The following is a 24,728-nucleotide window of genomic DNA, read 5'->3' as shown; positions in this document are numbered from 1 at the left end:
TCATATTTGAGGGGAAATACGTGGACGCATTCAAAAAAGTGGTATGGCAAGAAGGCATGTTTATTGCCCCACAGCATTTTCAGCAACAAGATCGTTATGTTCAAAACTATGTCCGTCAAAATATCGAAACATTAGCTGGTTTTTCTCCATTTTATGGTGTGACTGAGCTAACCATTAATCATAGCTTGCTCAAAATTGGTAAGCTCTCTGTGTCTTCCTCCGCTGGAATATTTCCAGATGGTACCCAATTTGAGTTAAAAGAAGAGATTGCTCGCGATATTCCACAAGGAACGATAGAAACCGTTGCATATTTAGCCCTGCCAATATCTTTACAAGGCAATAACGATTATGGCAGTGATGAGTCCGAGCAAAGCAGATACGTCACACAATCTATCAATGTATTTGACACTTCAACATCAGAAAATGCCAGTGTTGAAATTGACGTTGCTCAACTAAATGTCTCAATTAAGCTTGACGGAGAAGATACCTCTGGTTTCACTTTAATCCCCATCAGTAAAGTGTTAGAAAGTATTGAATCAGGAGAGGTGGTCCTTGATCGTTCTTTTATCCCTGCGTGTCTTCATTATGGTGCATCTACACTGTTAACCGAAAGAATGAAGGAAATTCATGCACTTTCTGCAAATCGAGCCAATAGCCTTCTCAAACGAATTGAGGCGGGACAAGGACAAAAAAGCCCTCAGTCAATGATGCAAGATTACTTATGGCTACAGACGTTAAACACTTGGCTTCCCTGGTTTGATCTGACCATTAATAACCCAAAATATCAAACTCACGAACTCTACTTGGAGCTCAGAAAATTTGAGGCTCAAATAATGGCCTTAACCCCAGCCATACCAGAGCCTTGCGCTAGCCTACAATATCAAAAGCTGTATGAAAGCTTCAATCCACTTTTTGCCAACCTCAGGAATATGTTGACTATGGTACAGCAAGATTCTGTTGTTGAATTCAGTTGGGATTCGTCCTTGTTTGAAAGGCGTCGCTTATTGCGAACATTAATCAAAGACACAGCGAGCGTCGCAAATCGCCGTTTTGTATTAGCGGTCAAATCTAACATCAGTAGCGCAGAACTCAATGAACTGTTCCCCGTCGCGGCAAAACTTGGAAACAATGCAAGAATTGTCGAGCTTGTCAGGAATAGCCTTTCTGGCATAGCTCTTTCACCATTACCCGTAGCTCCGAGCGAGTTAAAACCGATGCAAGGCGTCGCCTATTTCGAGGTAGACACGTCGGATCGAATGTGGCTGGAAATGCTGGAAAATCGAGATGCTATTGCTTTGCATGTTGATACTCGCATTAACGAATTAGATGTTATGCTATACGCGTTGAGGTAACAATAATGGATTACTTAGACGAAGAAACGCTAGTATGGAATGCAGAAAAATCAGAATTCTCAGAAAAAAGTAGTGACGATAGTGCTTCACAATGGACACCTGTTAATGCTTCACAAAATAAGCATGGCTTGCTCGATCATTTCAATAAAGCAGAAAATCAGCTTCTCAACATTAGTAGCGAATTGTTGGCAATCACACTCAAAATCTCAACGCTTCCTGAACCGCAAGACGTGACGACTCTAAGACACCAACTTGCTAACAATATTAACGAGATTAAAGCCAAAGGCTCGGAGCTTACCTACCCAGTAGCGGTCATAGATAAGTTGTGCTTTTTGTATGCCGTCGTGTTAGACGAGCTCATTATATACAGTGAATGGGGAGAGAAACGTTGTTGGGAAAACAAAACCTTACTTAGTGAGCTCTTCGGTATGCGTAACGGCGGTGAACTCTTTTTTACCGTCGCGGAAAAAGCAATTCGACAACCCCATAAGCTTATTGATTTACTAGAAATTATTTATATTTTCTTAAATATCGGCTTCAAAGGCCAATATCGAGAGACAGGTAGCGAGCAGATAAAAGGGTTCATCCATCAACTTGAACAAGCCATTGCTCAATATAGACCGAGTAATAATATTCATTGTAGAACACGGGTAAAGCAGCCCAAAACTCGCAAACCGACAAGGCGTAAACGCTATTTGCTGACCACACTATTTTTCGGGACGTTAATAGCGTTAAGTATTGGCCTCACACACTTTTGGTACAAAGAAACACTACCTCCAAGATCACGTGACTTTACCACACTGCCTACTTTTAGTGATCGTTATATTCTATCTGGGGAGGTAAAAGATATTGTGTTTATCAGCCAAGATGAAGACTTAGTTTCTCCTCCCCAAAAAGCAAGTAAAGTGGAGATGGTAGATACAGTGCCACCACCAAGCTTGAAAACAAGTAAATCTGGCTGGTTAGTACAGTTAGCAACCTTTTCTTCACAAAAAAATGCAGATTCATTCATAAGGAGTTTGTCACCATCGGCTTACTCACCAACTGTAGAGAAAGTTCGCTCTTACTATCGTGTTATTGTTCGAAGTACTTCTCCCAAGCAAGCAGAACAAATAAAAAGCTGGTATCTAGAAAAAGACTCCATTAAAGCAATCGTTGTGCAGAGTAAAACCACAATAAATAACACTAAGAACACTTCAGAGGCTCCTTAGTCATGGCAGAACAAAATTCATCTCAACCACAAACTAACAGGATAAGCACTCTAGTTTGGACATTCGTTTTGGTCATGGCTATTTTGGTATTAGGTGGATTGTTAACGTGGAAATACGCCTACCCAATACATACGATAACAGGCCTGTCATTAACTTTATTAGTGGCTTTAATTCTCGGCTCGTTTTGCTTCTGGTTACTATCGAAAAGGCGAATACAGCCTCAAACACCCAATCAAGACAAGCTTCTCATCAATAAGCGTTGCAAACTACTCTCCAAACATTTCAAAGCGATGCTTAACATACAAAAACGAAAAAAACGCTTATCTAGTCGATACGATCTGCCTTTTTATGTTCTTCTGAGCGATGACCCAATCAAAGATAAAAGCATCATTACACAAATGGGTTATGAGGCGTACAAAGTGGACGATTTTGGCAATGATATAGAGTTTCCAATTTTATTTTGGTTAAGTGAACACTCTATATTGATCTCTGTTAGCCTAGGAGATGAGCAACATCCAGACTATATCAAAACGCTTTGTCAAAACCTAAACAAATGGCGCTCTCGTCAGGCAATCAATGGCATTATACTGACGACTGATGTCAAAGAACTATTGAAGTCAACCGAAACCGTCACCCAAAAAGCTGACAAGATCAAATCACAGATAAAAAGCTTCAACCATATTTTTGGCCTTAATCTACCTGTTTACAACATCATAACTCAAATGGGTCAGATCAATGATTTTTGTCAGTTTTTCTCTGCATTTGATGAAACCAAAAGAAACGATGTATTTGGAGTCACTTCCCCAATAATGAAACATGGTGGAATAGATGCAGATTGGTATAACACTGAATACGATAACCTCATTACACAACTGCTCTCTAATATGAGCAATGCATTAGCCTCACAACTCAATCAAGATTATCGCAATGCAATTTGTGCCGCACCCTATCAATTCGCATTACTCAAAGAGAGTTTATGGGAATTCCTCTATCGTTTGTACCGTGGTGAGCAATTACATGATGGCCTTAACTTTCGTGGGTTCTATTTTACCCATAGCGGCCAGATCCAAAAACAACATGACGTGTTGGCCAATAAGGTTAATCAAACGCTGGGATACGAGCAATTTCAGCAGCACCAGCAGATCCCTGTACAACAAACCCTTTTTGCTCAATATTTGATGACTCACACCATTTTAAATGAACATGAGTTGGTCGGGGTTAATCGTCGCAAAGAAAATTTATTATTAACGATGCAAGTGGCTTATACCCTATTCTGGCTAAGCTTATTTGCCTTTGTGCTCATCGACATAAAAATCGACTTTGACTACCAAAGTAAACTAGAAGCAGAGGCCGACACTATGTTAGAGCGTTACAAAGAAGCAATATCGGCCCAACCATACAATATCGAAAATATGGCGGATAACATTCCTAACCTATATTCTCTCAATCGAATTTATGCCCTGTATCGGGAGCCAAGACCTTGGTACAGTTTTTCGTTCATGCCAACATCAAGTATCGTCAGTGACGTTGAAGCAGCCTATTTTGATGAATTACAACGAGTGCTTATTCCTTCAATGGAAAACACTCTTGAAAAAGATTTATTTGTTTATGTAAATTTAGAAGATCAAGCCAAGACACTATCTTTGCTTAACAATTATCGATTGTTGTTCAATGTTGACCGTAGCAACATTGGCGCACTAAAACGGTATTTCATCAAGACTTTGGAGGAGCAAGGTGAAGCAGATAGCGTCAATATTGCTCAACTCGAGATATTGCTTGATGATGTATTTGAAAAAGGGCTGGTTCCTATTAAGGCCAATTTAGGGCTTGAACAATTAGCTAAGAGAATTATCAGCCAAACCGGAGTTGAAACGCTACTATATCAACATATTCTTAATTCAGAGACCTACTCAAGCCGCATAGACATACGCCATGAACTAGGAAATAACTTCCGAAAACTGATGTCGTTTTCTCCGAACTATGCTGGTTATATGGTTCCGTATTTGTATACACCCTCGGGGTTTAATGAACTCGATTTATCAATAAATTCACCAATTTTAAAAGAAGCCCTAAGAGCGTATGAAGGTGTGGCAGGAGCATCACCTAGTGCGTCAGAAATGTATCGTATTAGTCGAGATTTGAAGCAGAGATATCAAAATGATTACATTAATTATTGGCGTGATTTTATTTCTCAAATTCAAGTTGCTAATGTTAGCAACGCTGATGATCTTAAACGAACAATGGCATTACTAACCAATGCGTCAAACAATCCTCTTGCTATGCTTTATAACACGGTAAGTAAATACACATCCGTTGAGTTACCAAAAGATCCCACGAAAGACAGCGACACTCAGCCACAACAACAGGACATGGATAAAAAGGAATCCGCGAGGCAAATTCAGCTAGCCTTTGAAAAGTTCCACAATCAAGTCTCTACTGATGAACAAGGGAATAAACCCATTGACTCATTATTGGGTAAAGTTACTCAGGCGGAAGCTTGGCTAGATAAATTCTACCAAGCCGAAGATCCACAAAAAGTCGCCTATCATGCGCTTACCGCATCCATAAAAACCAGTAACCCTATATCTGTTTTGGCTCAACAAGAAGCTGCTCAACCTTCAATATCACAACAAATTTTGACCCAATTAACACGGCAATCAAATGAGTTAGTGATGAGCCTTGCACATGATTATTTAAACAACACCTGGCGATCCGAGGTTTATCAGCCATATAAAACAACGATTGCTGGCTATTATCCGTTTAATAAGAGTGCCAGTTCAGATGCAAGTACCGCCGATGTTGCCGCTTTTTTTAAATCTGACGGGACCTTAGAGCAATATTACCAGTCGAAATTGAAAAATTTCTCTACGGAAGAGCGCTCTCCTTACCTCTACGGTTTACTACCAAACACAGGATTTGCTTTGGACCCTTCAGTTTGGCAAATGATTTCGAAGGCACGTGACATTCGCAATGCTCTCTTTTTGGCCGACCCACAGAACATGTCACTCCAATTTCAGTTAAGGGCTAAAGAAATGAGCTCTGACGTCACCGAATTTATTATTCAAGGCGAAAAGCCCCTCTTCGTATACCAGCATGGTCCTCGCCTTTGGACCAAACAAAGCTGGAGAGCGGCAGCGATTGAGCAAGACTCTGTTGGGTTCCAGATAAAAGCCCAACAAAGTAGCATTGCTTCTGAAAGTTATAAAGGTAACTGGGCATGGTTTAAATTCATCCAGCCAAGGGTTGCTTCAGCGACATCACAAGAAACCGAAGTGGCGATTAAATATGGTAATAGCCAAGTTCAGTTAAGCATTAAAACACAAGGTCAAAACAACCCATTTGTACCCAATTTTTTCTCTGCTTTTTCATTACCATCGAGCATTTAGAATGAAGGAGCAGAATCAGTTTGGCGATAAAATAGCGACAGTATTTAGAGTACTGGGGATATCCCAGTATTCTTTACTGAGACAGCAAACATATTTAGCCATTCATCCATTTTATGGTTCGTGCGTAGTTAAGTTTGCTTTCACAGTCACAACCAAGCAACAACTCAACACCGAAGCTGTATTTCTCCACAATCATAATGAACTCTGTTGGCCTAAATACATAGACTACGGCTCCACTATGGGGATGGACTGGCTGATAATAGAGTTTCTTGACACCTTATGTGGCAACATGCGTAACTTTAACATTGTGGAAAGGCAAAAAGTTACCAAAAGCGCGGAACAAGCTCTACATACTCTCCATAGCAAAGGCTACATACATGGAGATATCAAGCCTTCCAATCTTATTGTGACTTTATCTCACGAAGTGAAACTAATTGATTTAGGCGGTATAGTCCCGATCGGCGCTAACTATAGAGAGCATAATGTGCCGTCTTTAACTCCTAAATTCTGCCATTTAACCCCCTTCCTTCGGACTGGACAAGCATCCCCTCAACATGACTATTTTTCACTAGCAGTATCACTACAAACCATTTGGAAGAAACATCCATTCGAAGACTTATCCTTGCTAGAGTTTGTTAAAAACAATGATTTGCCTGAACTTGAAGCACTCTTTAGCCGCTATCAGATTTTGATTTCTAAACAAATCAAACTGGCTAAGCGGTCAACTCACCAATATCTTTCAACTCAGGTCAACACCTGATAAAAAATCCAGCATTCGTAGTTTACTCTGGTAGGAGCGGGCTTTTTTGGGGCTTGTGGCCCGCTATTAGCCATACAGGCCGTTTTTAAATTCACAGAGTTATATATGAAAAAGTTTAAAATTTTATTGTTTATGCTGATGTTTAACCATTTAGGGGTTGCCTTCTCAGAAACCTTAGCTAACGAAACCTATCCCATATCACCGTATAATAACAATGACAAAATCAAAAATCGTAATCCACTCATTATTGCTCACCGAGGAGGAACCGCCGATGGTCCAGAGAATACGATTCCTACCATAGAATCATCCATACAGAGAGGTGCTCATATAATTTGGATAACAGTTCAATTATCGAAAGATGGTATTCCGGTGTTGTATAGGCCCAGTGACCTGTCAGCGCTCACAAATTTAACAAAATCAACACAAGTGTCAGCAATGACGGCCAAAGAGTTGGCCTCTTTAGATGCGAGTTACAGCTTCTTCAAAGGTAAAACGTCGAATACCGAAAACGTATATAAGATACCAACATTGAAGGATGTTTTAGTTAAATTCCCACATACAGAGTTTTTTATCGACTTAAAATCTCCCGATGCTGAGGCCAAAGAGTATATAAGGAACGTTGCCGATGTTATTGAACAAACAGATTCTGTTGACCGCACGAGAATTTATTCTACATCTGAAGCATACATAGGCGCAGCCAAGAAATATTCGTCCCTCAATGTGTTTAAAAGTCGAGCTGAGACAAGAGATATTTTATTTGGTAGTAAACTATCCAACCAGTGTAAGGCTACCAATGACCAACCTGGTTGGCATGCTTTTGAATTAACACGTAATGTAGAAGTTGTAGAACACTTTATGCTCGGAGAAGGCCGAACCCAAGCGACCTTCAGATGGTCAAAAGACGACTTATCATGCTTTGACAATGCCAATAATAACATTGTGCTTATTGGCGTTAACAGCCTAGAAGATTACCAGTATGCTAAATCACTCGGCGTTTACGCCATTATGGTTGATTCACCAAAGGCAGCCCAATGCTACGAAAACAGCACCCAAAAAATCGATATATGTGAGGGGTCTTAACTTCGCTACGTTATATCATCAGAAATAAATAACTTTAACAATAAAGAGGGGTTTGCTAATTCCGCAGGCCTTGATAATAAAAACTCACTAGTCACTGGTGGTTTAAAGTATAGTTTTGATAAAAGGTAAAGAGAGAAATAAGTTATGCGGTATGCTTGATGGACCTATTTCTTCATAGAGCATACTGCACAGTATACTAAAGAAAATTTAAGAAATTGGTTAATGTGGTATATTTTTAAACAAATATAGATAGCCTAGCTGCCTTTCTAAATAATCAATAGCTCACTGGTTTTAAGAATATAATAACTTTGATAAGCCCTTTAACCAACAACTCTTAAACTTCTTAAACCTCAAAATTAGATTCGCTTTCTAATAAGCTAAGTGAAAAAAGATAGTTACTACCCTGTCAAACATCAATTTCCGCCTCACTAATTTGCAGTTTTAAAACATATCATTGACGAACAAATAACATATGAGTATTGTTGCAATCATATTAGTGATGAGCAGGCTAACACCACACATGTGAAAAGGTTGCTCAAATTAGGTTTAAATAGAACATAAGGAATATGAACTATGTTTAAAAGTTTTATGCGACACCTTGTGTGTGTGTTCATCGCAGCTCCCTTAGCAAGTCAATCTATCGCGGCAGAAGAAATTGAAAAGCTACATTTTCTAATACCTGGTGGAGCAGGTGGTGGCTGGGATATGACAGCAAGAGGTATTGGCGACGTGCTAGTCAAAGAAGAGCTTGTTGACCAAGTATCTTTTCAAAACTTATCTGGTGGTGGCGGTGGTAAAGCTATTTCACACCTAATTGAGACAGCAGAACGCCAACCAAACACTTTAATGGTAAGCTCTACTCCGATTGTTGTCCGAGCACTCAATGGAATATTCCCTCAATCTTTTCGAGATTTAACTCCTGTTGCTGCAACTATTGCTGATTATGGTGCCATAGCTACTTCTACAGATTCACAATATACTAGCTGGCCTGATGTTGTGAAAGACTTTCATAGCAACCCTAGCAAAATCAAAATCGCCGGCGGCTCTGCACGAGGAAGCATGGATCATTTAGTCATCGCAGCAGCCTTTAAAAACGAAGGATTTAACCCACGAAAAGTAAAATATATATCTTATGATGCAGGCGCTAAAGCAACCGCCGCTCTATTGTCAGGAGAAACGGAACTCTTATCTACAGGTCTCGGAGAGATTCTTGAGAAAGCTAAATCCGGTCAGTTAAAAATTCTCGCAATCACAGCTCAAAAGCGTATTGATGTGGCTCCCGATATCCCAACTCTAACTGAATATGGCAACAACACCGTTTTTGCCAACTGGAGAGGTTTTTTTGCAGCTCCGGGAATCAATCAAGAACAAGTCGATAAGTGGAATCATGCACTGAAAAGAATGTATAAAACTGAAGAATGGCACGTGGTTAAAAATCGAAATGGATGGATGGATAACTACAAAGCAGATAAAGACTTTTATGCCTTTCTTGAAGGTCAAGAAAGACAAATAGGGAGATTAATGAGTGAACTCGGTTTTCTAAAATAAGCTAAATCCCTTTAACTTTCCGTACATGAACGTCTCAATCATAGAAGCGAAATTTTAAAATTTTAACTAACCAAGTTTAATTTTAGTACCATTGCTATTTGAGCGCTCATGTACGGTTTGACCTATAGTAAATTGCCGAGAGTTAGCCATGCCAAAGTCCTCATCGAAATATTTTCATACCAAGCAGATACAAGCCAATAATAACTTACCAAATAGAGACCGAGTTAGTGCCCTAATATTCCTTGTTATATGTTTTAGCTACGGTTATCAAACAACGCAAATACCTCTCTTTCCAAGTGATGAGTATGAGCCATTCACAGCCAGAACACTTCCAATACTATTAACTTTTATAGGAATTGGGTTATCCATACTACTGCTGGTAACAGCCAAGCCAGATGCTAACAATGAAAATATCAAGATACTCAATTATAAGCTTCTGATTAAATTTTTAGTATTGATGGCTTTATACGGACTTGGACTTACTTACATTGGTTTTGCCCTTGCAACAGGTACATTCCTCCTGATTGGCTTTTATTTGCTTGGCGAAAGGAGAAAAACGGTGTTGTTTGGTGCATCTTTCCCATTTGCAATAGCCTTTTATCTTTTATTAACACTAGGCTTAGGTATCTATTTAGAACCGGGCATAGTTTTCTCTAATTGGCTGTAAAGGTATAGCATTATGATAGATGGAATATTACAAGGACTTTCCACAGCAGTCATGCCAATGAATATTATGATGGTCTTTATGGGCTGCTTTGTTGGTACCTTTGTCGGTATGATCCCTGGGCTCGGCCCCATATCGGCTATTGCCCTCATGATTCCAATTACTTATAGCCTTGAACCTTCATCAGGTTTGATTCTTATGGCTGGCGTATATTATGGCGCCGTTTTTGGCGGCTCAACCTCTTCTATCCTAATCAATGCTCCCGGTTGCTCGTCTACAGTCGTTACCGCGTTTGATGGCTACCCTATGGCTCAAAACGGTAAAGCTGGTAAAGCGCTGGCACTAGCCGCTTACTCTTCATTTACTGGGGGAACTTTATCGGCTGTAATGTTGCTAGTGGCTGCTCCAGCACTAGCTAGTGTTTCTCTCAGTTTCCAATCACCCGATTATTTTGCACTTATGCTACTTGGGTTATCTGCTGTGGCTGCATTTGCTGGTAAAGGGCAAACTCTCAAAGCTTGGATGATGACTATACTTGGGCTTATGCTTTCAACAGTAGGTGTCGACAAAGGCGTGGGAGTAGAACGCTTTACCTTTGGTCTAACAGACCTAATGGATGGTTTTAGTTTTTTAATGCTGGCTATGGCAACCTTTGCCCTAGGTGAGACATTAATTGGTATGCTTAACCCAATGCCCAAAGACACTCAAAATGAGGAAAAAAGCAGATTAAGTAATATCGGTAGTATGAAAATAACCATCGAAGAAGTAAAAGAAGTCACTCCTGTCTCTATTCGCTCGTCTATACTCGGCTTTTTCACAGGTGTTTTACCGGGAGCAGGAGCAACTATTGCTTCATTCCTTAGCTATGGAATGGAACGCAACTTGGCTCCCGCGGATAAAAAACAGGAATTTGGTCAAGGAAGTATTCGAGGGTTGGTTGCACCTGAATCAGCAAATAATGCTGCATCCAGTGGATCGTTTGTCCCTTTACTAACCCTTGGAGTTCCTGGTTCAGGCACTACAGCAATAATGCTGGGAGCGTTACTTGCGTATGGAATTCAACCTGGCCCTAGATTGTTTGTTGATCATCCAGACGTGTTTTGGTCAGTTATTATCTCTATGTACTTGGGCAATTTGGTGTTGATAGTCTTAAACCTACCCATGATCCCTTATATATCCAAGCTACTTTCAGTTCCACGCACCATACTATTACCCATGATACTATTTTTCTCTATCACGGGAGTCTATCTAGTATCATTTAATACTATTGATATATTTATTATGTTGATTATCGCAATCGGCGCCATTTTATTGCGATTAGCGAGTTATCCATTAGCCCCCCTACTGCTGGGGTTTATCCTTGGTGGCCTAATGGAAGAGAATTTGCGCAGATCGCTAATGCTCAGTGATGGAGGATTAAGTTTCCTATGGGAGCGCCCAATTACGCTCACTTTCACTACATTGGCGACCCTTGTTATTACCTACCCTTTACTTAAAAGTTTAAGTGCTTGGATTACTAATACTCGAAGGCTATAAATCAGACAGAAAAGTATATAGAACGTTTGATGAGTCAGCTCGGTTTTCTAGAGTAGAAAACCTCTGCCATTTAATAAATAATGAACGAGATTTCATATACAGTAAAAATACAAACTCGCTCTAAACTACTAGGTCAGAGCGAGTTATCACCTTATTTCGCTCCAAGAGCCACTCTTGATGTTTTTGCTGGATTTTTCTGAATATGCTTTAGCTTCAAGCAAGCAACTTCAACTAAATCGGTTGCACTACAAGCCACTTCCTCCTCAAAAGAAATACTTGCTTTATAGGTCTTATCAGCATTTTGAATACCACGCACTTGTTCTTCAAGCTTGATCACTGCATCGGCATAGTTTTGAATCAATATACTGACCATATCTCTACTGATGCCTTCTTTCACTACCATACGCATCACCGCAATGGCTGGCACATCGTGATTTGCAGGCTTAATAACATTATCATTTTTATCTTTGATAGGTGGCGTTTTTTCAAGCGGCATAGTGAAAGCAGGTACTACCCAATTGGATTGCTTGAGCTTGTCTGATATGTCGTGAACAGAGTACAAATAGTTTTCAATATCATCATTAGTTAAAGGTTTATCCTGACCATCATATCTGAGATTAAGCCTTACAACAGATGCTGGAAAATAGTCGGCATTGTTGATGACTGAAAATATTGGTTTGTCCTTAAACACAACTCTTTTCGCAGCATCACCGTGAGCATTTTTATCATGCTCCGTTACCGTTAAGCGCAAAGAGCCTAACCCATTAGACAAGTCTTGTGCTAACGACATCAGGTTTTGTACTACCGAGCCATAACCTCTTTTGCCTAATCGTAAAAAGTTATAGTACTGAGCCAGAACCATTGCGCTGCCCCGCGAGAAGTTAAGGCTATAGGTAGACTCATCAAAGCCAAGAACATTCGTTGTAATAAACAATTTATCTGGAATTTCATGAAAGTTTTTCCATAATGCCCAGCCCACTCCAGGGTACACTAAACCAAATTTATGACCGGACACATTGATGGTTTTCACTTGCTCTAACTTGAAATCCCAGTTTAGTCTGTGTACTTGATTGTCATCACGGAAGGGTTCAATAAAACCACCGCTGGCACCATCGACATGGAGTGGCACATCCCAGCCTTTTTGAGAATCATTCTTTATATCGACCAGCACATCATTAATTGCTTCGACAGGATCATTCTGCCCAGTGTAAGATGTCCCCATAACAGCGACAACACAAGTCGTATTCTCATCCACAACTTCTCTTACTTGATTCGCTGAGATAACGAAGTTGTTTTCTTCACTAATTGGAATCCATTTAATGTCAACATCAAAATATTGAGCGTACTTGACCCAGGTGATATGAACATCAGAGCCAATGACAATGTTTGGTTTATCAAAACTTTTACCCTGGGCTTTACGTTTCTTTTTCCATTGCTCTTTATGAGAGAGTGCGCAGAGCATCAAAGCTTCAGAAGAACCAATTGCTACCGTTCCCCAACCGCTCTCTATATGTTTGTCATCAGCCAATTCTTGCGCCGTTTTCATATTATGGGGGGCGTTGAAAAGATCCAGTAGCATCCTAACACAACGTTGCTCTATCTCTAGAGTACGGTTGTACACTTCGCCATCAATGTAGTTTTTACCTAAATTATCACGAATGAGCTGATTTGCTTCTTCGTCCATCACTGTAGTCACGAATGATGCCATGTTAAGCGTTGGATTACCGTCTAATTGAAGCTCATCACGTATGAAGCGATACACTGCTTGCGGATCATGTTCAATGTCCGGCATTTTATCTGTCGGCACCTCTTCACGAAAAAGGTTTCGGCCATATGTTGGTGTGCTTGCGGTCTGCAGTTCAATATCGTTAATGTTTCCCATTATTGCCCTCTAAGTTTGTTAGGTTAAAACTTATTGAGCATAGGAAGCAAACATTATGAACTCAAGCTCATAAATTAATTAAGATTACTAACTACCTAATCACCATTTCTGCCAGCGCGCTTTCATGTCTGCAATTGTCTTAGCATCAACGCCGTGGATATTTTCATAATTGCCATTGCATTCAATCACTTCAAACTCAGCCCCATATTGCCTAGCCATTTTAAAGTAAGGGATAATCTCCCATTTCATAACGAAAGTATTAGCAACCACAACACTCTGTTTATTTTTAAGGCTCTTACGAACCATTCTTTTGCACCAAGAGTGCGCCTTGGCAATGTCATCAGGATTAAATTGATACTCATTGTGTTCATTAATGAAATACATGTCAGCTTCATAATGATTCATGCCAAGAGTCTTAGCTAAAGTGCTTTTACCCGATCCAGGCAATCCACGAACAATGATTAGTTTCAATACCATAAGTAACCAATTCGAATAACGAGGCCCCAATTTTACCCTAAAACGTCATAAAAATCTTATCGACATCAAGAAAGGTTTACGTTAGATTTAGAAGTATAGACGTCTAAATAGCCAAGGAAGTAAGCCGTGCCAATTAAGATCCCCGATCAACTACCTGCGAGTGATGTCCTCCGTCAGGAAAACATTTTTGTCATGCTAGAATCAAGGGCTTCAACTCAAGGAATACGGCCCCTTAAGGTACTCATTCTTAACCTCATGCCCAAAAAAATAGAGACTGAAACTCAATTTCTTCGTCTGCTTTCAAATAGCCCGCTGCAAATAGACATTGAGCTGCTTCGTATTGATGATAGACCCAGCAAAAATACGCCCACGGAACATCTCAATAATTTTTATCGACAATTTGAAGCGGTAAAAAATCGCAACTTTGATGGATTGATCATCACAGGCGCTCCACTAGGATTAGTACAATTTGAGAATGTCATCTACTGGGAGCATCTACAAGCCATTATGGCTTGGGCAAAAGAACATGTGACCTCAACATTATATGTATGTTGGGCCGCTCAAGCGGGGTTAAAGCTTCTTTATGATCTCCCCAAACGTACGCGCAAAGAAAAACTTTCAGGTGTTTACCATCATCAAATTCATCATTGTTTTCACCCTTTACTGCGCGGATTTGATGATACATTTCTGGCACCACATTCTAGATATGCCGACTTTTCGCCTCAATATTTACAAGAGCATACTGACCTCGACATTTTAGCAACCTCTGACGTGGCTGGAGTATATCTCGCATCAACCAAGGACAAGCGTAATGTCTTTGTTACAGGGCACCCTGAATACGACGCGTTAACGCTACATCATGAATACATTCGTGATTTAGGCGAAGGAATGGAGCCTTCAATTCCAGTGAATTACTACCCCAACGATAATCCAGACAACCCACCCGTTGCCAGTTGGAGAAGCCATGGTCATCTGTTGTTTTCTAACTGGCTCAATTATTGTGTTTATCAACAAACACCTTATGATTTGGACCAGTTTAGCGAAGAAAACTTTACTAAAGACGACTAACACTGTTTAGACAAGCATAAAACTTCATTGCCCGCAGATAAACGACACTTGAAACGGCTGGATTATTTCAGCCGTTTTTATAGGTATCTCTGCTTGACTACTGTCCCATAGTCTCTAATGCCAAGTTGAGTGATCTAACAGCGTTAACAAACGCGCTTTCTTTTTCTCTTGGGAATATTGGGGTTTTCTCTGACCATTTTTAAACGTTGTACACTCACCCATAGATTCAGTGCGGTATTGTCATCAAAACTGGATCGATATTCCTGAAATATTTCAGAATTGCCATTTGCCATATCTTCAAATAATTGCATCAATGCATTACGATTATTTTGTATCCAACTATCCCATTGCTGAATAGAGCTCTGTTGGTCATAAATTCGACATAAATGGCTGAAGCTATCTATTTGGCTAGCCTGAGAATCTTCTGTATCTTGGGTAACCTGAGAGGCTTCTGTATCATCCTCCGGCTGCTGCAACAATCCGGCGATAGGCCGAGCATCGACAACTCTTGGGGTATCTCCAGACACATCGACGGTTATCCACATATTTTGTCCACCTTTATTTGAGTAGTTGGGTGGGTTCGACGCAGACAACTCGTTCCTGCAACCACTGAATGTGACATATTTATATTATGAGTTCTTCAGGTCCAACTGCTTAAAGACATCACTTAAGCTCGCCTCTGAGAAAGCAAAGGTTCGCTCACGAACGGTAAGCACATCTGTGGTCCTTGTTGTGCCTTGACGATTATTGATTATCGCGTCCACTATGTTAGCTTCCGTTTCCGCACCACCACTATGCCGCCTTTGATATTTAAATATTCGATAATCTTTTATATTGCCAAGATCGCTTGAACCAGAGGCATCAACGACACCGACTCGAGAGCTAACGCCTTTTGCCTCTATAACAGGTGAAGAATGGGATCGATTAGCTTCGCTCCCATCAACACTGGTTTGTTCGCGGTTCACTCTCTGTTGATCTGGTTGCAGTGTTTTCATGACTTGTATCCATAAGGTTAGGATTGATAGCCAGTTCAAATTGCTTGCAAAACCCGAGGATGATGTTTACTGGGTGTTCTTTTTCAAATACGACAGGAGCACGCGCTGGAAGTACCTGAGTAAAACTGGCTATTCAAAAAATACTATTGATATAAATATCACATATGGTCAGAAATAAATGAGATGGCTATTTGTGAGTCGTTATGACTGGATATAAAAAGGTGTAAAAGCTCTAGGTTTCAGTCTAAAGCTTGCTAATTTTGAAAGCATTTTTCTAGTAGCACTACTAAGTTCAAATCCATAAAATTTAACAAAGCATCACCATTGATGTTAAAGTTAATACCAACATAAAAACATTTAAATCATAAACTTAGTTGACCTTTTACATGTTTTTCAATAAAAATATCAATAAATGCCATTGGTGTCGGGACTTAAATCTCAATCTGTTAGTGGACGCAATTCTAAACTAAGGCGTTTTCTATATTATTTCGCTTGTGGCTATCTACCTGTTCAGTAGGCTCTATGTTTCTGACATGATTTCTAGCATCTGTTCAATTTCAGCAATAATCTTGGATGGATGCTTCCACAAGATAAAGTGCCCTTCACCTTCGACCTTAACCAATTTTTTAACTGGCCTGATAAATGGCGCATGGCAAATATTGAGTTGTTTGGGTCAGCAGTTGTGTCTTCGTCACCAACGCCAACTCTAATAATCTTTGTCATGTGTGCCTCTCATCCTAGTTAGCATTAAACATTAAGCATTAAACATTTTACATGTAGCATTGCTGAGGTGAGGGCCTCTCCATACTATTGCTTACTTTGTAAGCTGCCCTCCGATAAGCTCACAAAAAGGCACCGCCGTGACTGGCGGTGCCTTGAACTAGTGGGGTCGCCTCATGGTAAGAGGTGTTAAGAACGTTGTAAGGCACAAGTTCTTTCGAGTTGTTAGGCACAGGATTATCCTTAATATGCAGTTAAGAAAACTGCCAAAAAGATAACCAATAAAAACGACGATGGAGCATACAAAACGCGTAATTTCATAAAGTCTAATCAAAAAAACACCGCCATGATTGGCGATGTTTTTTAGATCTAAACCATGACTTTTACGATAATTGCAGGAAAAGAGCTATTAAAATAGTGCATTCCTAGTGAGGCAATTACCCATTTTGTAATTTCACATCTACCATATTAAGAATCACCTCCCGGCTGATGAACTTCTACTTGAACTTGTATTTGATGTCCGTCCCTCATGGTCCCCAACTCTTGATGCGTATGACCATCTCTTGGCTGATGAGCTTCGGAGTGAACTTGATCAGTAGGGAGGTTATTAGAGCGCCTCGATTCAACAAATTTAATCCGATAATAAGGGTTGTTGTTTAGCACCCAAGTCCCATCAGGTTCTTGAACTTGAAATTGACCTGAAACCATCCTCCCTAATTTCTCTTCACCCTTACTGTTGGTAAATGGATATACTTCTGGTATTGCACCCTGGTTGGCAATGCTACTTTGTTGACCATGATTTGCCTCCGTTCTGTCTGCAAGTAAGTGTTGCTCTTCTTCTTGCATTCGATTCCCATCTTTCCTTTGACGTTTTGGGATAGCTCCCATCTCTCTTGGCTTTAGATCTTCACCCACAGCAAGCGGTACTTCAGCGATATCAGGGGCCATATGTGTGAGGTCCCTATTGTCAAGAAGTCTCATTAAACGGTTTGCCTCATCGCTCCAATTATCTTCGGGATAATAATCCACCTCTTGATTGCTTCTTCCGTCCGGCCCAACTAATTCTCTTGTAGAGCTCACAACGGGATCTGTAGAATCCATAGCCGCCTTCGCGTCTTGAACCTGAGGATCGCCTAGGAGTTTTTGTTTGCTTATCCTTTCATCTCTGACTTTTTGAAGGAACTCCATTCGCTTTTGTGGCGGAACGTCTAACTTTGTCATTGCCTCTTCAAGAAGATCATCTGCCGTTTTTATGTTTAGCACTTCTCCTGAAGCCCCTGCAAGGGAATATACGAACCACATCTTAACAATTTGGTAAAAAGCATTCCCTGAAATATTAGGATCTAAGGCTTTGTCTACTTCTAACATCAGCTCATTAATTACCCCGAGAATAGCCGCCGCCTTTAGAACATCTCTAATCTTCACAGTATTATCCACAATCGACTCAAATGTACTGTACTTTCTTAGCGTATCAGACATCTGATTCTCAAGCAGTTCAGTTCGTTGCTCTTCTGTCAGCTCTCGCATGATTGGTGATTTTCTAGCCCTAGCTGTCGGGTTTTCAGCTTTTACGTGACTTCTAATCCGCCCCCAACGTGTCTTGATCACATTTTGAGATGACACTCCCCTTTCAATATCAATCTTTTGCTGTATGGTTCGAAGGTCAATATTATCAATCATCTGCATGACCTCTTCAGAGGACTCCCCTAGTATCTTCCTAGACACTGTTTTTGTCATCCACTTAACCAGTTTACCTGCAGCTGGACCAAGTACTGCTCCTCCTAACTCTGCCCCCAACGAGGTATAACACTTGGCTATGATCCCCTCGAGTAACTCTTGTCTCTTTTCAAGACTGTCTTCCGTTTCAAGCTGAACAATATCCAACACGGTATCGGTAAGAAAAGTCGTCACCATGCCCCCGATAACACCAGCAGCAAACCCAGGGAACGCAGCACCAAGACCGACGGCTAGGACATAACTCGACCATCTTAATGGCTCTCGCAAGCTTTCAATAAGACGCTGAGTACTCTCCTCAGACGCAGATGTCACATGGTAGTCAAAGTCTTTGTGCAATTTATCCACAAGGAAATCTGTTAATTTGTTGGGGAACTGGTCAACGGAATACTCTCTACCCTCAAGGCTATGATACGAAGTTTGTAGGTGCATAGTCGCTACAAAATTATTCATTCTCGACGAATAGAGGATGTCCGCTTCCTCTGATCTTGACAAACCATTTATAACTTTACCCCCCCAATCAGGCCTCACATAATCAAATAAATCTAGAAGTGCTTGAGTTTCATCATCATCAGGATTCTTTTGTCCCACAGCCACCATGGCGACGTAGTCTAAGCACATATTCAATATTTCGATCTTTTGATCCATATCCAGAGGGGAAGCACTTCTAAGTTCATTTAAATACCCAGAAATGTTATCCATCTTGCCCCATGTGCCATATTGACCAGTTTTTACTAACAACCTGTCTATATTCGATTGCGATAAACTTTCAGTAAAGCTTGACCTAAACTGTGGGGTTTTAAATAAAGTTAAGCGTTGTTTAAGATCTCTAGGAATTGGAATAACTTCACCACGAACCCAATTAATCATCAGGCCGTCATATTTAGTTGAGTCACCCTGTGATAAAGGGATATAAAAAACATCTGGATTCTGTATCGAGTTAATATCACTTATTACACATTCATGGCTTGCAAATATCCCCTGCCTTGTCCCTGAACTAAACTCATTCAACCATTTCTTAATATCTTCTTTGTCACTATCCAATTCACTATGGATCCTCATTAATGGCGCATACTTGAGCTGACGTTCAATTGCTTCTTCTATTTGTTGTCTATTATTACCTTCGAAACGAGAGTCTAGTTTTTCAGTGAACTCTGTCTGAACATCGGAGTCTTGTACTGTATGGTAATCTTCATTACTGATTTGGTAGGTATAACTTGCGGTATCCCTCCTTGTGGCCACAGTCATCAAGGTTTCCATTTTCTTTCTCGGAAGAATCAACTTGATATCTCCCCCCATCATCAAGACAGGCCCATCCAAAGTACTAAAAACTTCCGGTGGCATATCAATTTCAATATTCTGTCGTCCATTATGTCTCGGGACTTCGACTATTTGGCCTGAAACGTAGATCAGATCTTTATCTTCTGCACCTCGATACACATAAACACGTTCAACACGTTGTATACAGTCTCGATGGTCATGTCTAGCAAGGTCTTCAACATCATAATAAGCCCGTAAGTGCTGTCCTTCATACCAATAAAAAGTTTCATCAAAATCAACTTCTTTAAAAGGGCCTGTATATCCAGCTGATTCAAGAGCGGCTGTAAATGCTTGTATGTCAGATTTCCAGTTCGGGCCTGTTGTAAGATGACCATGAGGGTGGAAATTACCTTCTCTAAAATGCCCTTCTGAGTGATACCCAACCACAGGTGTGGAAGCTTTTATATTACGCTTCGTGAAATAGTCGGTGATAAAGCTTCGGTAGAAGAAATTCTCATTCACTGAGGCTATAGAGTTTTGGCCAGTACGGATATCATCAATTCGCTGAGCCACCATATCTACGACCAGAGTCTCTTTCCCCCCCAACGCTGAGTCAACGTTATCCTCAACAAATTTCTCTGGGCCCCCATAAAGTTCAAGATAGAGTTGGATATCTTCAGACTCGATGACATGTCCATTGTCTAACGTTATATCAGATAATCTAAAATAAAAGTCACGATCTAAACGCGCACTATTGTCATACCACGGCGTTAAGCCATTACGATGGTAATACTCGATGGTATGTGCCAATTTTTCCGCTGAGTATAGGTGAGAATGGTCTCTGATAAATCGACTCTCCGATAGAGAGAACCCTACCTGACCACTAGCTTTTATAGGTAAATCATCAGCAAGCTTATCCCATACCTCTCGTTCTTTATTGCTAAAATCACCCGTTTTGGGGAGTCTAAAGCCAGTATCGGAACGGAGTGCGTTCATCGCTACATATAGCGTACGACCAAAAGAATCATCTTCTCCATTTTCATTATAGAATCTCGCTTGATTCTCCCCTGTATTTCGAGCATCAAAGTAGTACCCTTCGCGTATTGGCTGTTTTAAGGCTCTGCGAAGATCGTTCTCATTCACATACTTACCCACCTTTAGGTGTTGTTTGACCCACTTAGGATCAGAAAAGCGGAATTCAACCCCTTGCTCACTAACATAGTCCACACCTGCCACCATGTGTTCTGAGATAGGATCGCCCTTGCCACCAAATTGATAAGTTTGTCCGGATACCTCAAATTGAATCGGATTCTCGCTATAGTGGAGATGTAGCATTTCATGAAATAAGACGATAGCGGGATCGCAATCTAGCCAAGGACGGTCTTTGACATCTTCAGCACTCGGCTTATAGGAAGGGTCAAAGAAAACCGTATCGTTATCAGGATTGGCATAATTACCCGCCGATGTTTCATGATCGTGCTCACCTTTTAAGGTATAAGCACTATCACTTGGCATAGTGATGCGAATTCCCTGTTGAGCCATTGACTCAATCAAGTCACGCCCAAAAGGCGTACTAGCGATTTTCGCAAGCGATGCGTCAACCGCTTCTTTATATTCCTCTTTACCGCGATCAATGTTTTGGTATGCACTAGCTATTAAATTCATCATTAAGTCAGCGGGTTGTCTTTCTTCATTTAGCACCTTTTCTGCCTGTGCTTCTAATTGCGCTTCTCGACGGGCCTCCCAAGCTCGATCTATTCCCTTACCAGCGCCAGTCAAACTTGCGCCAACCACCACATCAAACGCAATAACCTCTGCTGAACTCGTTTTGAATTGTTTGCTCTTTTTCCCCGAAATGACTCTTGCATGTGTCTCATTTACTGTTGCTTCCAAAGCCCTAGTGTTTATGTTCTTTAGCTCAGCAACACCCCATATCCCTGCACCTACCGCACCTTTGACTTCGCTGGGTAACCATGAAATACCAACTTTGGCAGCATGATAACTTAACTTGTCTTTCAATAACTTATCCAGTGCTTTATAATCCCAATCTTCTTCCACTCCTGTGTGCTTCTTTGCTTGATGAAGTGCATAAGGTATTTTGATTGCGGCCTTAGTCGCAGACACACTCGTCTTAATCGCTCGGCTTAAACCCAAGGTCACAGCATCCAGTCCATGTTCAAACGCTAGCTCAACCGCAAAATACGTGGCTTTTCCCGTCGCCTGCCTCTGCCCCCACTTAACCATATGAGCAACGATCCCTTTCGCTACCTCATCCACATACTCCTGTTGAGTTATCGGTGCCACACGTTCACCTCTTCTCAATTTCTCAAGCTCACCAACAACCTGTGTAGCCATATGCAACCCTACAGGATCCTTTTTAGAAAGGGTGGACTGGCCAACACGGATAGGGTCACAGACAAGATATCCGCGTTTTTTCATGTCGGTAAGCAGTTGACCTGGGGAGGGGATAGAATCTCCAAGTTTGAGCTGTAAAGTTTCATTGAGTTTGGTTGCCCAATACTTAGCAACGTGCGACCCTTTAGAGTAGTCGTCTAACCCTCTCGGTGCCCGCTGTTCTATATCTGCCGTCGCTGCTGAAGCGATAGAATGAGCCGTCTTCGCGTTGACTTTAGCTTCATTAAATTGGCGCTTTTTGGCTTTAACTACGGCAGAAGCGATTTGCTTCACGGCTTTTGCTGTTTTACTTGCCACGTCAGGAACTAAGACATTGTAGGCGTATCCCCCACCCGTTATCCTTTCTCCCAAAGGCCGTGCAAGCCCGTCCCATTTATGCTCTATTTCCTTAATGTCGTTTGCCGCCTGTTCCCCGTCTTCTTTAAAGCTCTGCAATAGTCGTCTTTTATCACTATTGATTTTCTCTTCCCACAGCTTTGTCATATCAAGCGACGCTAGTTCATCCAGCGTCTTTCCAGTCAGTTCTTGTAAATTCTTTTCTATTTCCGCAATCATCCCATCGAGATGGAGATTAAGATCTTTAAGTTGCCCATCTTCGGGACGCAATGCCCCTGCTCTTTCAAGGTTCAACTCACCTTTGATAGGAGTCAGATCCTTCATTAGCTTATACAACCTGTCGGCCCCCCTAGATACGGATTGAGCCGGCTGTTCCAATTGATAAAATAAGGCACGAACACCTGAATCAACTAGACGCTGATGATGACTGGCATTCAATATCTCTGCTTCACTCCGGCCTCTAAAATCCACTTGGTCAGACAGACCGTGCGCTGTCGAAGCCATGACTTGCATGAGTTTATTAGCCGCAGTGCTAGCACTTCTCAGTCCATTCTTTACACCATGACTGAATTGGCTTGTGGCTGTCTTCTTTTCTGTGAGGTTTTTAGGTATTACGTTTTTAATTTCACTGAACAAGTAGTGCGCGTCAGAAAAAAAACGAGTAGCTTGGTTTCCATATCGCCTGTTTAGTGTATCTATCGGCGCATTACTCCAGCTGTTTTCAACCTTCTTGAAGAGCTTTTTATACCCGGTCATCGACTTATCTAGAGTGTCTCGTATGGCAATCCATGTTTCGGCGTCTTGATAATTATCTGGGTTCTGATATATATCAACAAGTAAGCTTAAGTTGTGGGTGATACCTTTTAGATGCTGATCAAATGTGTCTTTATGTTTTTGTTTGGTGTTACCTAACCACTTTTGGGCTTTATCATTCGACAACCTATCTATAAGACCTATAAGTTCTTCTACCCCATCCTGTTGACAGAAAGTCCCTTCCACTGCTGATTTTAATGTTGCAATCCCATAACGGTCAGCCGTATCTGCTTGCTTTTTCTTGTCTGCTTGAGCCTGAGCTTGTTTGTTAATCACTGGACGAGCTGTATTGCATATTTTACGTGCCTCATCAAATAATTCGATTGCTTCTTTAGGAAAAGGAACACGTAAAAGCTCTGGGATTTTTTGAGATGTTTCACGAGAGCGCATTTTTTTAGTATGGCTATCCATTGCCGCCAACGTATCCCCATGATCTAGCTCATTCACCTCCTCAATTGCTTTATCAATTGCTTGCTCAGCCAGTTCAATATCTGTCACAGCCAATGAATGCGTTAGACTATCGGCTACCTTTGATAATACCTTAATCGTCTCATTTAGCCCTCTAGCCAAAGACTGGGCACGTCTAGGTGATTCATCGTAAAGATCGGCCAACCAAACCGTGCTTTTATCAGACACCTGCTTATTTAATTTTTCTAGGTGTTTTGACACCCTTAAAACCTTTGAATCATTAGTTTTCACTCCCTCGCTCTTCAAGGCAGCCACTTTGGAATGAAACTCATTAAGAAGTTTAGGGTCAACAAGGGGGGACTTTTGGTTTCTCCTCTCTTTAACGTATTGCTGTACGTACGGGAGTGTTTTTTCCAAGCTGTCAAGTGCTGTATTCCATAGCTTATCTGAATTGTCTTTATCTACTTGTTCTGAGTCATCACAAGTGGCCTCTATTACTTCTTGTTGCTTACCTTTCAACGCTTCACTAACCGGTTGTATCGATAAAGTTACTCTCATATCAGAGTGTTTAGGAGAGAGGGTTGTGTCACGACTACTTTGATCACATTCATTTTTTTCACGCAACTTGATCTTACCGCCAGTAACATTAGGCCTATCGAAATTAGGTCCCTTATTCTGATTTCTTTCACCCGCAGTTGTTACTTGATTTGCTACTAACTTGCTATCTGCTGCTTGCAGTGAGGGTGTGGACTCTGCGCTCATCATTTGCTGCGTATATTTTTGGGAATCTGTTTTCATGACTTGTATCCATAAAGTTAGGATTGACGGCCAGCTCAATTTGATCGCAACATCTAAGTATGGTGTTTACTTGGTGCTCTTTCCCAAATGCGTTAGTAATACGAACTGAGAAATGCCTGAGTCAAGCTGACTATTCAAAATTTTATTGATACAACTATCACAAGCGATTCTGTGAAAATGAAATGGGTATTTGTGAGTCGTTATGACAGGATATAAAAAGGTGTAAAAGCCCAAGTTTTTGGCTCAGCGGCTTCTATGTAACAACAAAGACGAATACTTTAACAT

At 40.9% G+C, this 24,728-nt stretch carries 14 protein-coding genes; 9 read left to right on the top strand and 5 right to left on the bottom strand.

The window, feature by feature from the left end; translation table 11 throughout:
* The first annotated feature begins 20 nt into the window (after positions 1-20).
* From tssK to FIV01_RS06795, 8 genes are all read left to right on the top strand, one after another.
* On the top strand, positions 21-1,352 hold the full coding sequence (tssK, locus tag FIV01_RS06830; RefSeq protein ID WP_152430329.1) for a type VI secretion system baseplate subunit TssK: 1,332 nt from the start codon (positions 21-23) through the stop codon (positions 1,350-1,352).
* Between the two features lie 5 nt (positions 1,353-1,357).
* A complete protein-coding gene (gene icmH / locus FIV01_RS06825; protein ID WP_152430328.1) occupies positions 1,358-2,563 on the top strand; it encodes a type IVB secretion system protein IcmH/DotU in 1,206 nt (401 codons plus the stop codon).
* 2 nt (positions 2,564-2,565) lie between these two features.
* Positions 2,566-5,949: a type VI secretion system membrane subunit TssM gene (gene tssM, locus FIV01_RS06820; RefSeq protein ID WP_152430327.1), complete on the top strand. Its 3,384-nt coding sequence runs from the start codon at positions 2,566-2,568 to the stop codon at positions 5,947-5,949.
* A gap of 1 nt (position 5,950) precedes the next feature.
* Entirely contained in the window at positions 5,951-6,709 is a 759-nt protein-coding gene (locus tag FIV01_RS06815; protein ID WP_152430326.1) for a protein kinase domain-containing protein, read from the top strand.
* A 105-nt stretch (positions 6,710-6,814) separates the two neighbouring features.
* Entirely contained in the window at positions 6,815-7,789 is a 975-nt protein-coding gene (locus tag FIV01_RS06810) for a glycerophosphodiester phosphodiesterase family protein (protein WP_152430325.1), read from the top strand.
* A 573-nt stretch (positions 7,790-8,362) separates the two neighbouring features.
* Entirely contained in the window at positions 8,363-9,337 is a 975-nt protein-coding gene (locus tag FIV01_RS06805; protein WP_152430324.1) for a tripartite tricarboxylate transporter substrate binding protein, read from the top strand.
* A 148-nt stretch (positions 9,338-9,485) separates the two neighbouring features.
* On the top strand, positions 9,486-10,004 hold the full coding sequence (locus FIV01_RS06800; RefSeq protein WP_152430323.1) for a tripartite tricarboxylate transporter TctB family protein: 519 nt from the start codon (positions 9,486-9,488) through the stop codon (positions 10,002-10,004).
* A gap of 12 nt (positions 10,005-10,016) precedes the next feature.
* Positions 10,017-11,537, top strand: coding sequence for a tripartite tricarboxylate transporter permease (locus FIV01_RS06795; RefSeq protein WP_152430322.1), 1,521 nt, complete (start codon positions 10,017-10,019; stop codon positions 11,535-11,537).
* 151 nt (positions 11,538-11,688) lie between these two features.
* On the opposite strand, the gene gad is transcribed toward FIV01_RS06795, so the two are convergent.
* Positions 11,689-13,419: a glutamate decarboxylase gene (gene gad / locus FIV01_RS06790; RefSeq protein WP_152430321.1), complete on the bottom strand. Its 1,731-nt coding sequence runs from the start codon at positions 13,417-13,419 to the stop codon at positions 11,689-11,691.
* A 99-nt stretch (positions 13,420-13,518) separates the two neighbouring features.
* Entirely contained in the window at positions 13,519-13,896 is a 378-nt protein-coding gene (locus FIV01_RS06785; RefSeq protein ID WP_152430320.1) for an ATP-binding protein, read from the bottom strand.
* A 126-nt stretch (positions 13,897-14,022) separates the two neighbouring features.
* Between FIV01_RS06785 and metA the strand changes: the two genes are divergently transcribed.
* A complete protein-coding gene (gene metA / locus FIV01_RS06780) occupies positions 14,023-14,964 on the top strand; it encodes a homoserine O-acetyltransferase MetA (protein WP_152430319.1) in 942 nt (313 codons plus the stop codon).
* Between the two features lie 143 nt (positions 14,965-15,107).
* Here the strand turns inward: metA and FIV01_RS06775 are convergent, their stop codons facing one another.
* The 3 genes from FIV01_RS06775 to FIV01_RS06765 all read right to left on the bottom strand — a co-directional run bounded on the left by FIV01_RS06775 (position 15,108) and on the right by FIV01_RS06765 (position 24,443).
* Positions 15,108-15,509, bottom strand: a complete 402-nt coding sequence (locus FIV01_RS06775; protein WP_152430318.1) for a hypothetical protein — start codon at positions 15,507-15,509, stop codon at positions 15,108-15,110.
* An 84-nt stretch (positions 15,510-15,593) separates the two neighbouring features.
* Entirely contained in the window at positions 15,594-15,959 is a 366-nt protein-coding gene (locus FIV01_RS06770) for a putative adhesin (RefSeq protein ID WP_152430317.1), read from the bottom strand.
* 1,188 nt (positions 15,960-17,147) lie between these two features.
* Positions 17,148-24,443, bottom strand: a complete 7,296-nt coding sequence (locus FIV01_RS06765; RefSeq protein WP_152430316.1) for a M91 family zinc metallopeptidase — start codon at positions 24,441-24,443, stop codon at positions 17,148-17,150.
* Positions 24,444-24,728: the final 285 nt, after the last annotated feature.

Source organism: Vibrio aquimaris (assembly GCF_009363415.1).
In the GTDB taxonomy this organism is placed as follows: domain Bacteria; phylum Pseudomonadota; class Gammaproteobacteria; order Enterobacterales; family Vibrionaceae; genus Vibrio; species Vibrio aquimaris.
Note: the sequence above shows the minus strand (reverse complement) of the source record. Positions and strands in the feature narration are given on the sequence as shown.

Coding starts and splice junctions, on each gene's coding strand:
- icmH (WP_152430328.1), top strand. CDS start 1,358: ATGGATTACTTAGACGAAGAAACGCTAGTATGGAATGCAGAAAAATCA.
- tssM (WP_152430327.1), top strand. CDS start 2,566: ATGGCAGAACAAAATTCATCTCAACCACAAACTAACAGGATAAGCACT.
- FIV01_RS06815 (WP_152430326.1), top strand. CDS start 5,951: ATGAAGGAGCAGAATCAGTTTGGCGATAAAATAGCGACAGTATTTAGA.
- FIV01_RS06810 (WP_152430325.1), top strand. CDS start 6,815: ATGAAAAAGTTTAAAATTTTATTGTTTATGCTGATGTTTAACCATTTA.
- FIV01_RS06805 (WP_152430324.1), top strand. CDS start 8,363: ATGTTTAAAAGTTTTATGCGACACCTTGTGTGTGTGTTCATCGCAGCT.
- FIV01_RS06800 (WP_152430323.1), top strand. CDS start 9,486: ATGCCAAAGTCCTCATCGAAATATTTTCATACCAAGCAGATACAAGCC.
- FIV01_RS06795 (WP_152430322.1), top strand. CDS start 10,017: ATGATAGATGGAATATTACAAGGACTTTCCACAGCAGTCATGCCAATG.
- gad (WP_152430321.1), bottom strand. CDS start 13,419: ATGGGAAACATTAACGATATTGAACTGCAGACCGCAAGCACACCAACA.
- FIV01_RS06785 (WP_152430320.1), bottom strand. CDS start 13,896: ATGGTATTGAAACTAATCATTGTTCGTGGATTGCCTGGATCGGGTAAA.
- FIV01_RS06775 (WP_152430318.1), bottom strand. CDS start 15,509: ATGTGGATAACCGTCGATGTGTCTGGAGATACCCCAAGAGTTGTCGAT.
- FIV01_RS06770 (WP_152430317.1), bottom strand. CDS start 15,959: ATGAAAACACTGCAACCAGATCAACAGAGAGTGAACCGCGAACAAACC.
- FIV01_RS06765 (WP_152430316.1), bottom strand. CDS start 24,443: ATGAAAACAGATTCCCAAAAATATACGCAGCAAATGATGAGCGCAGAG.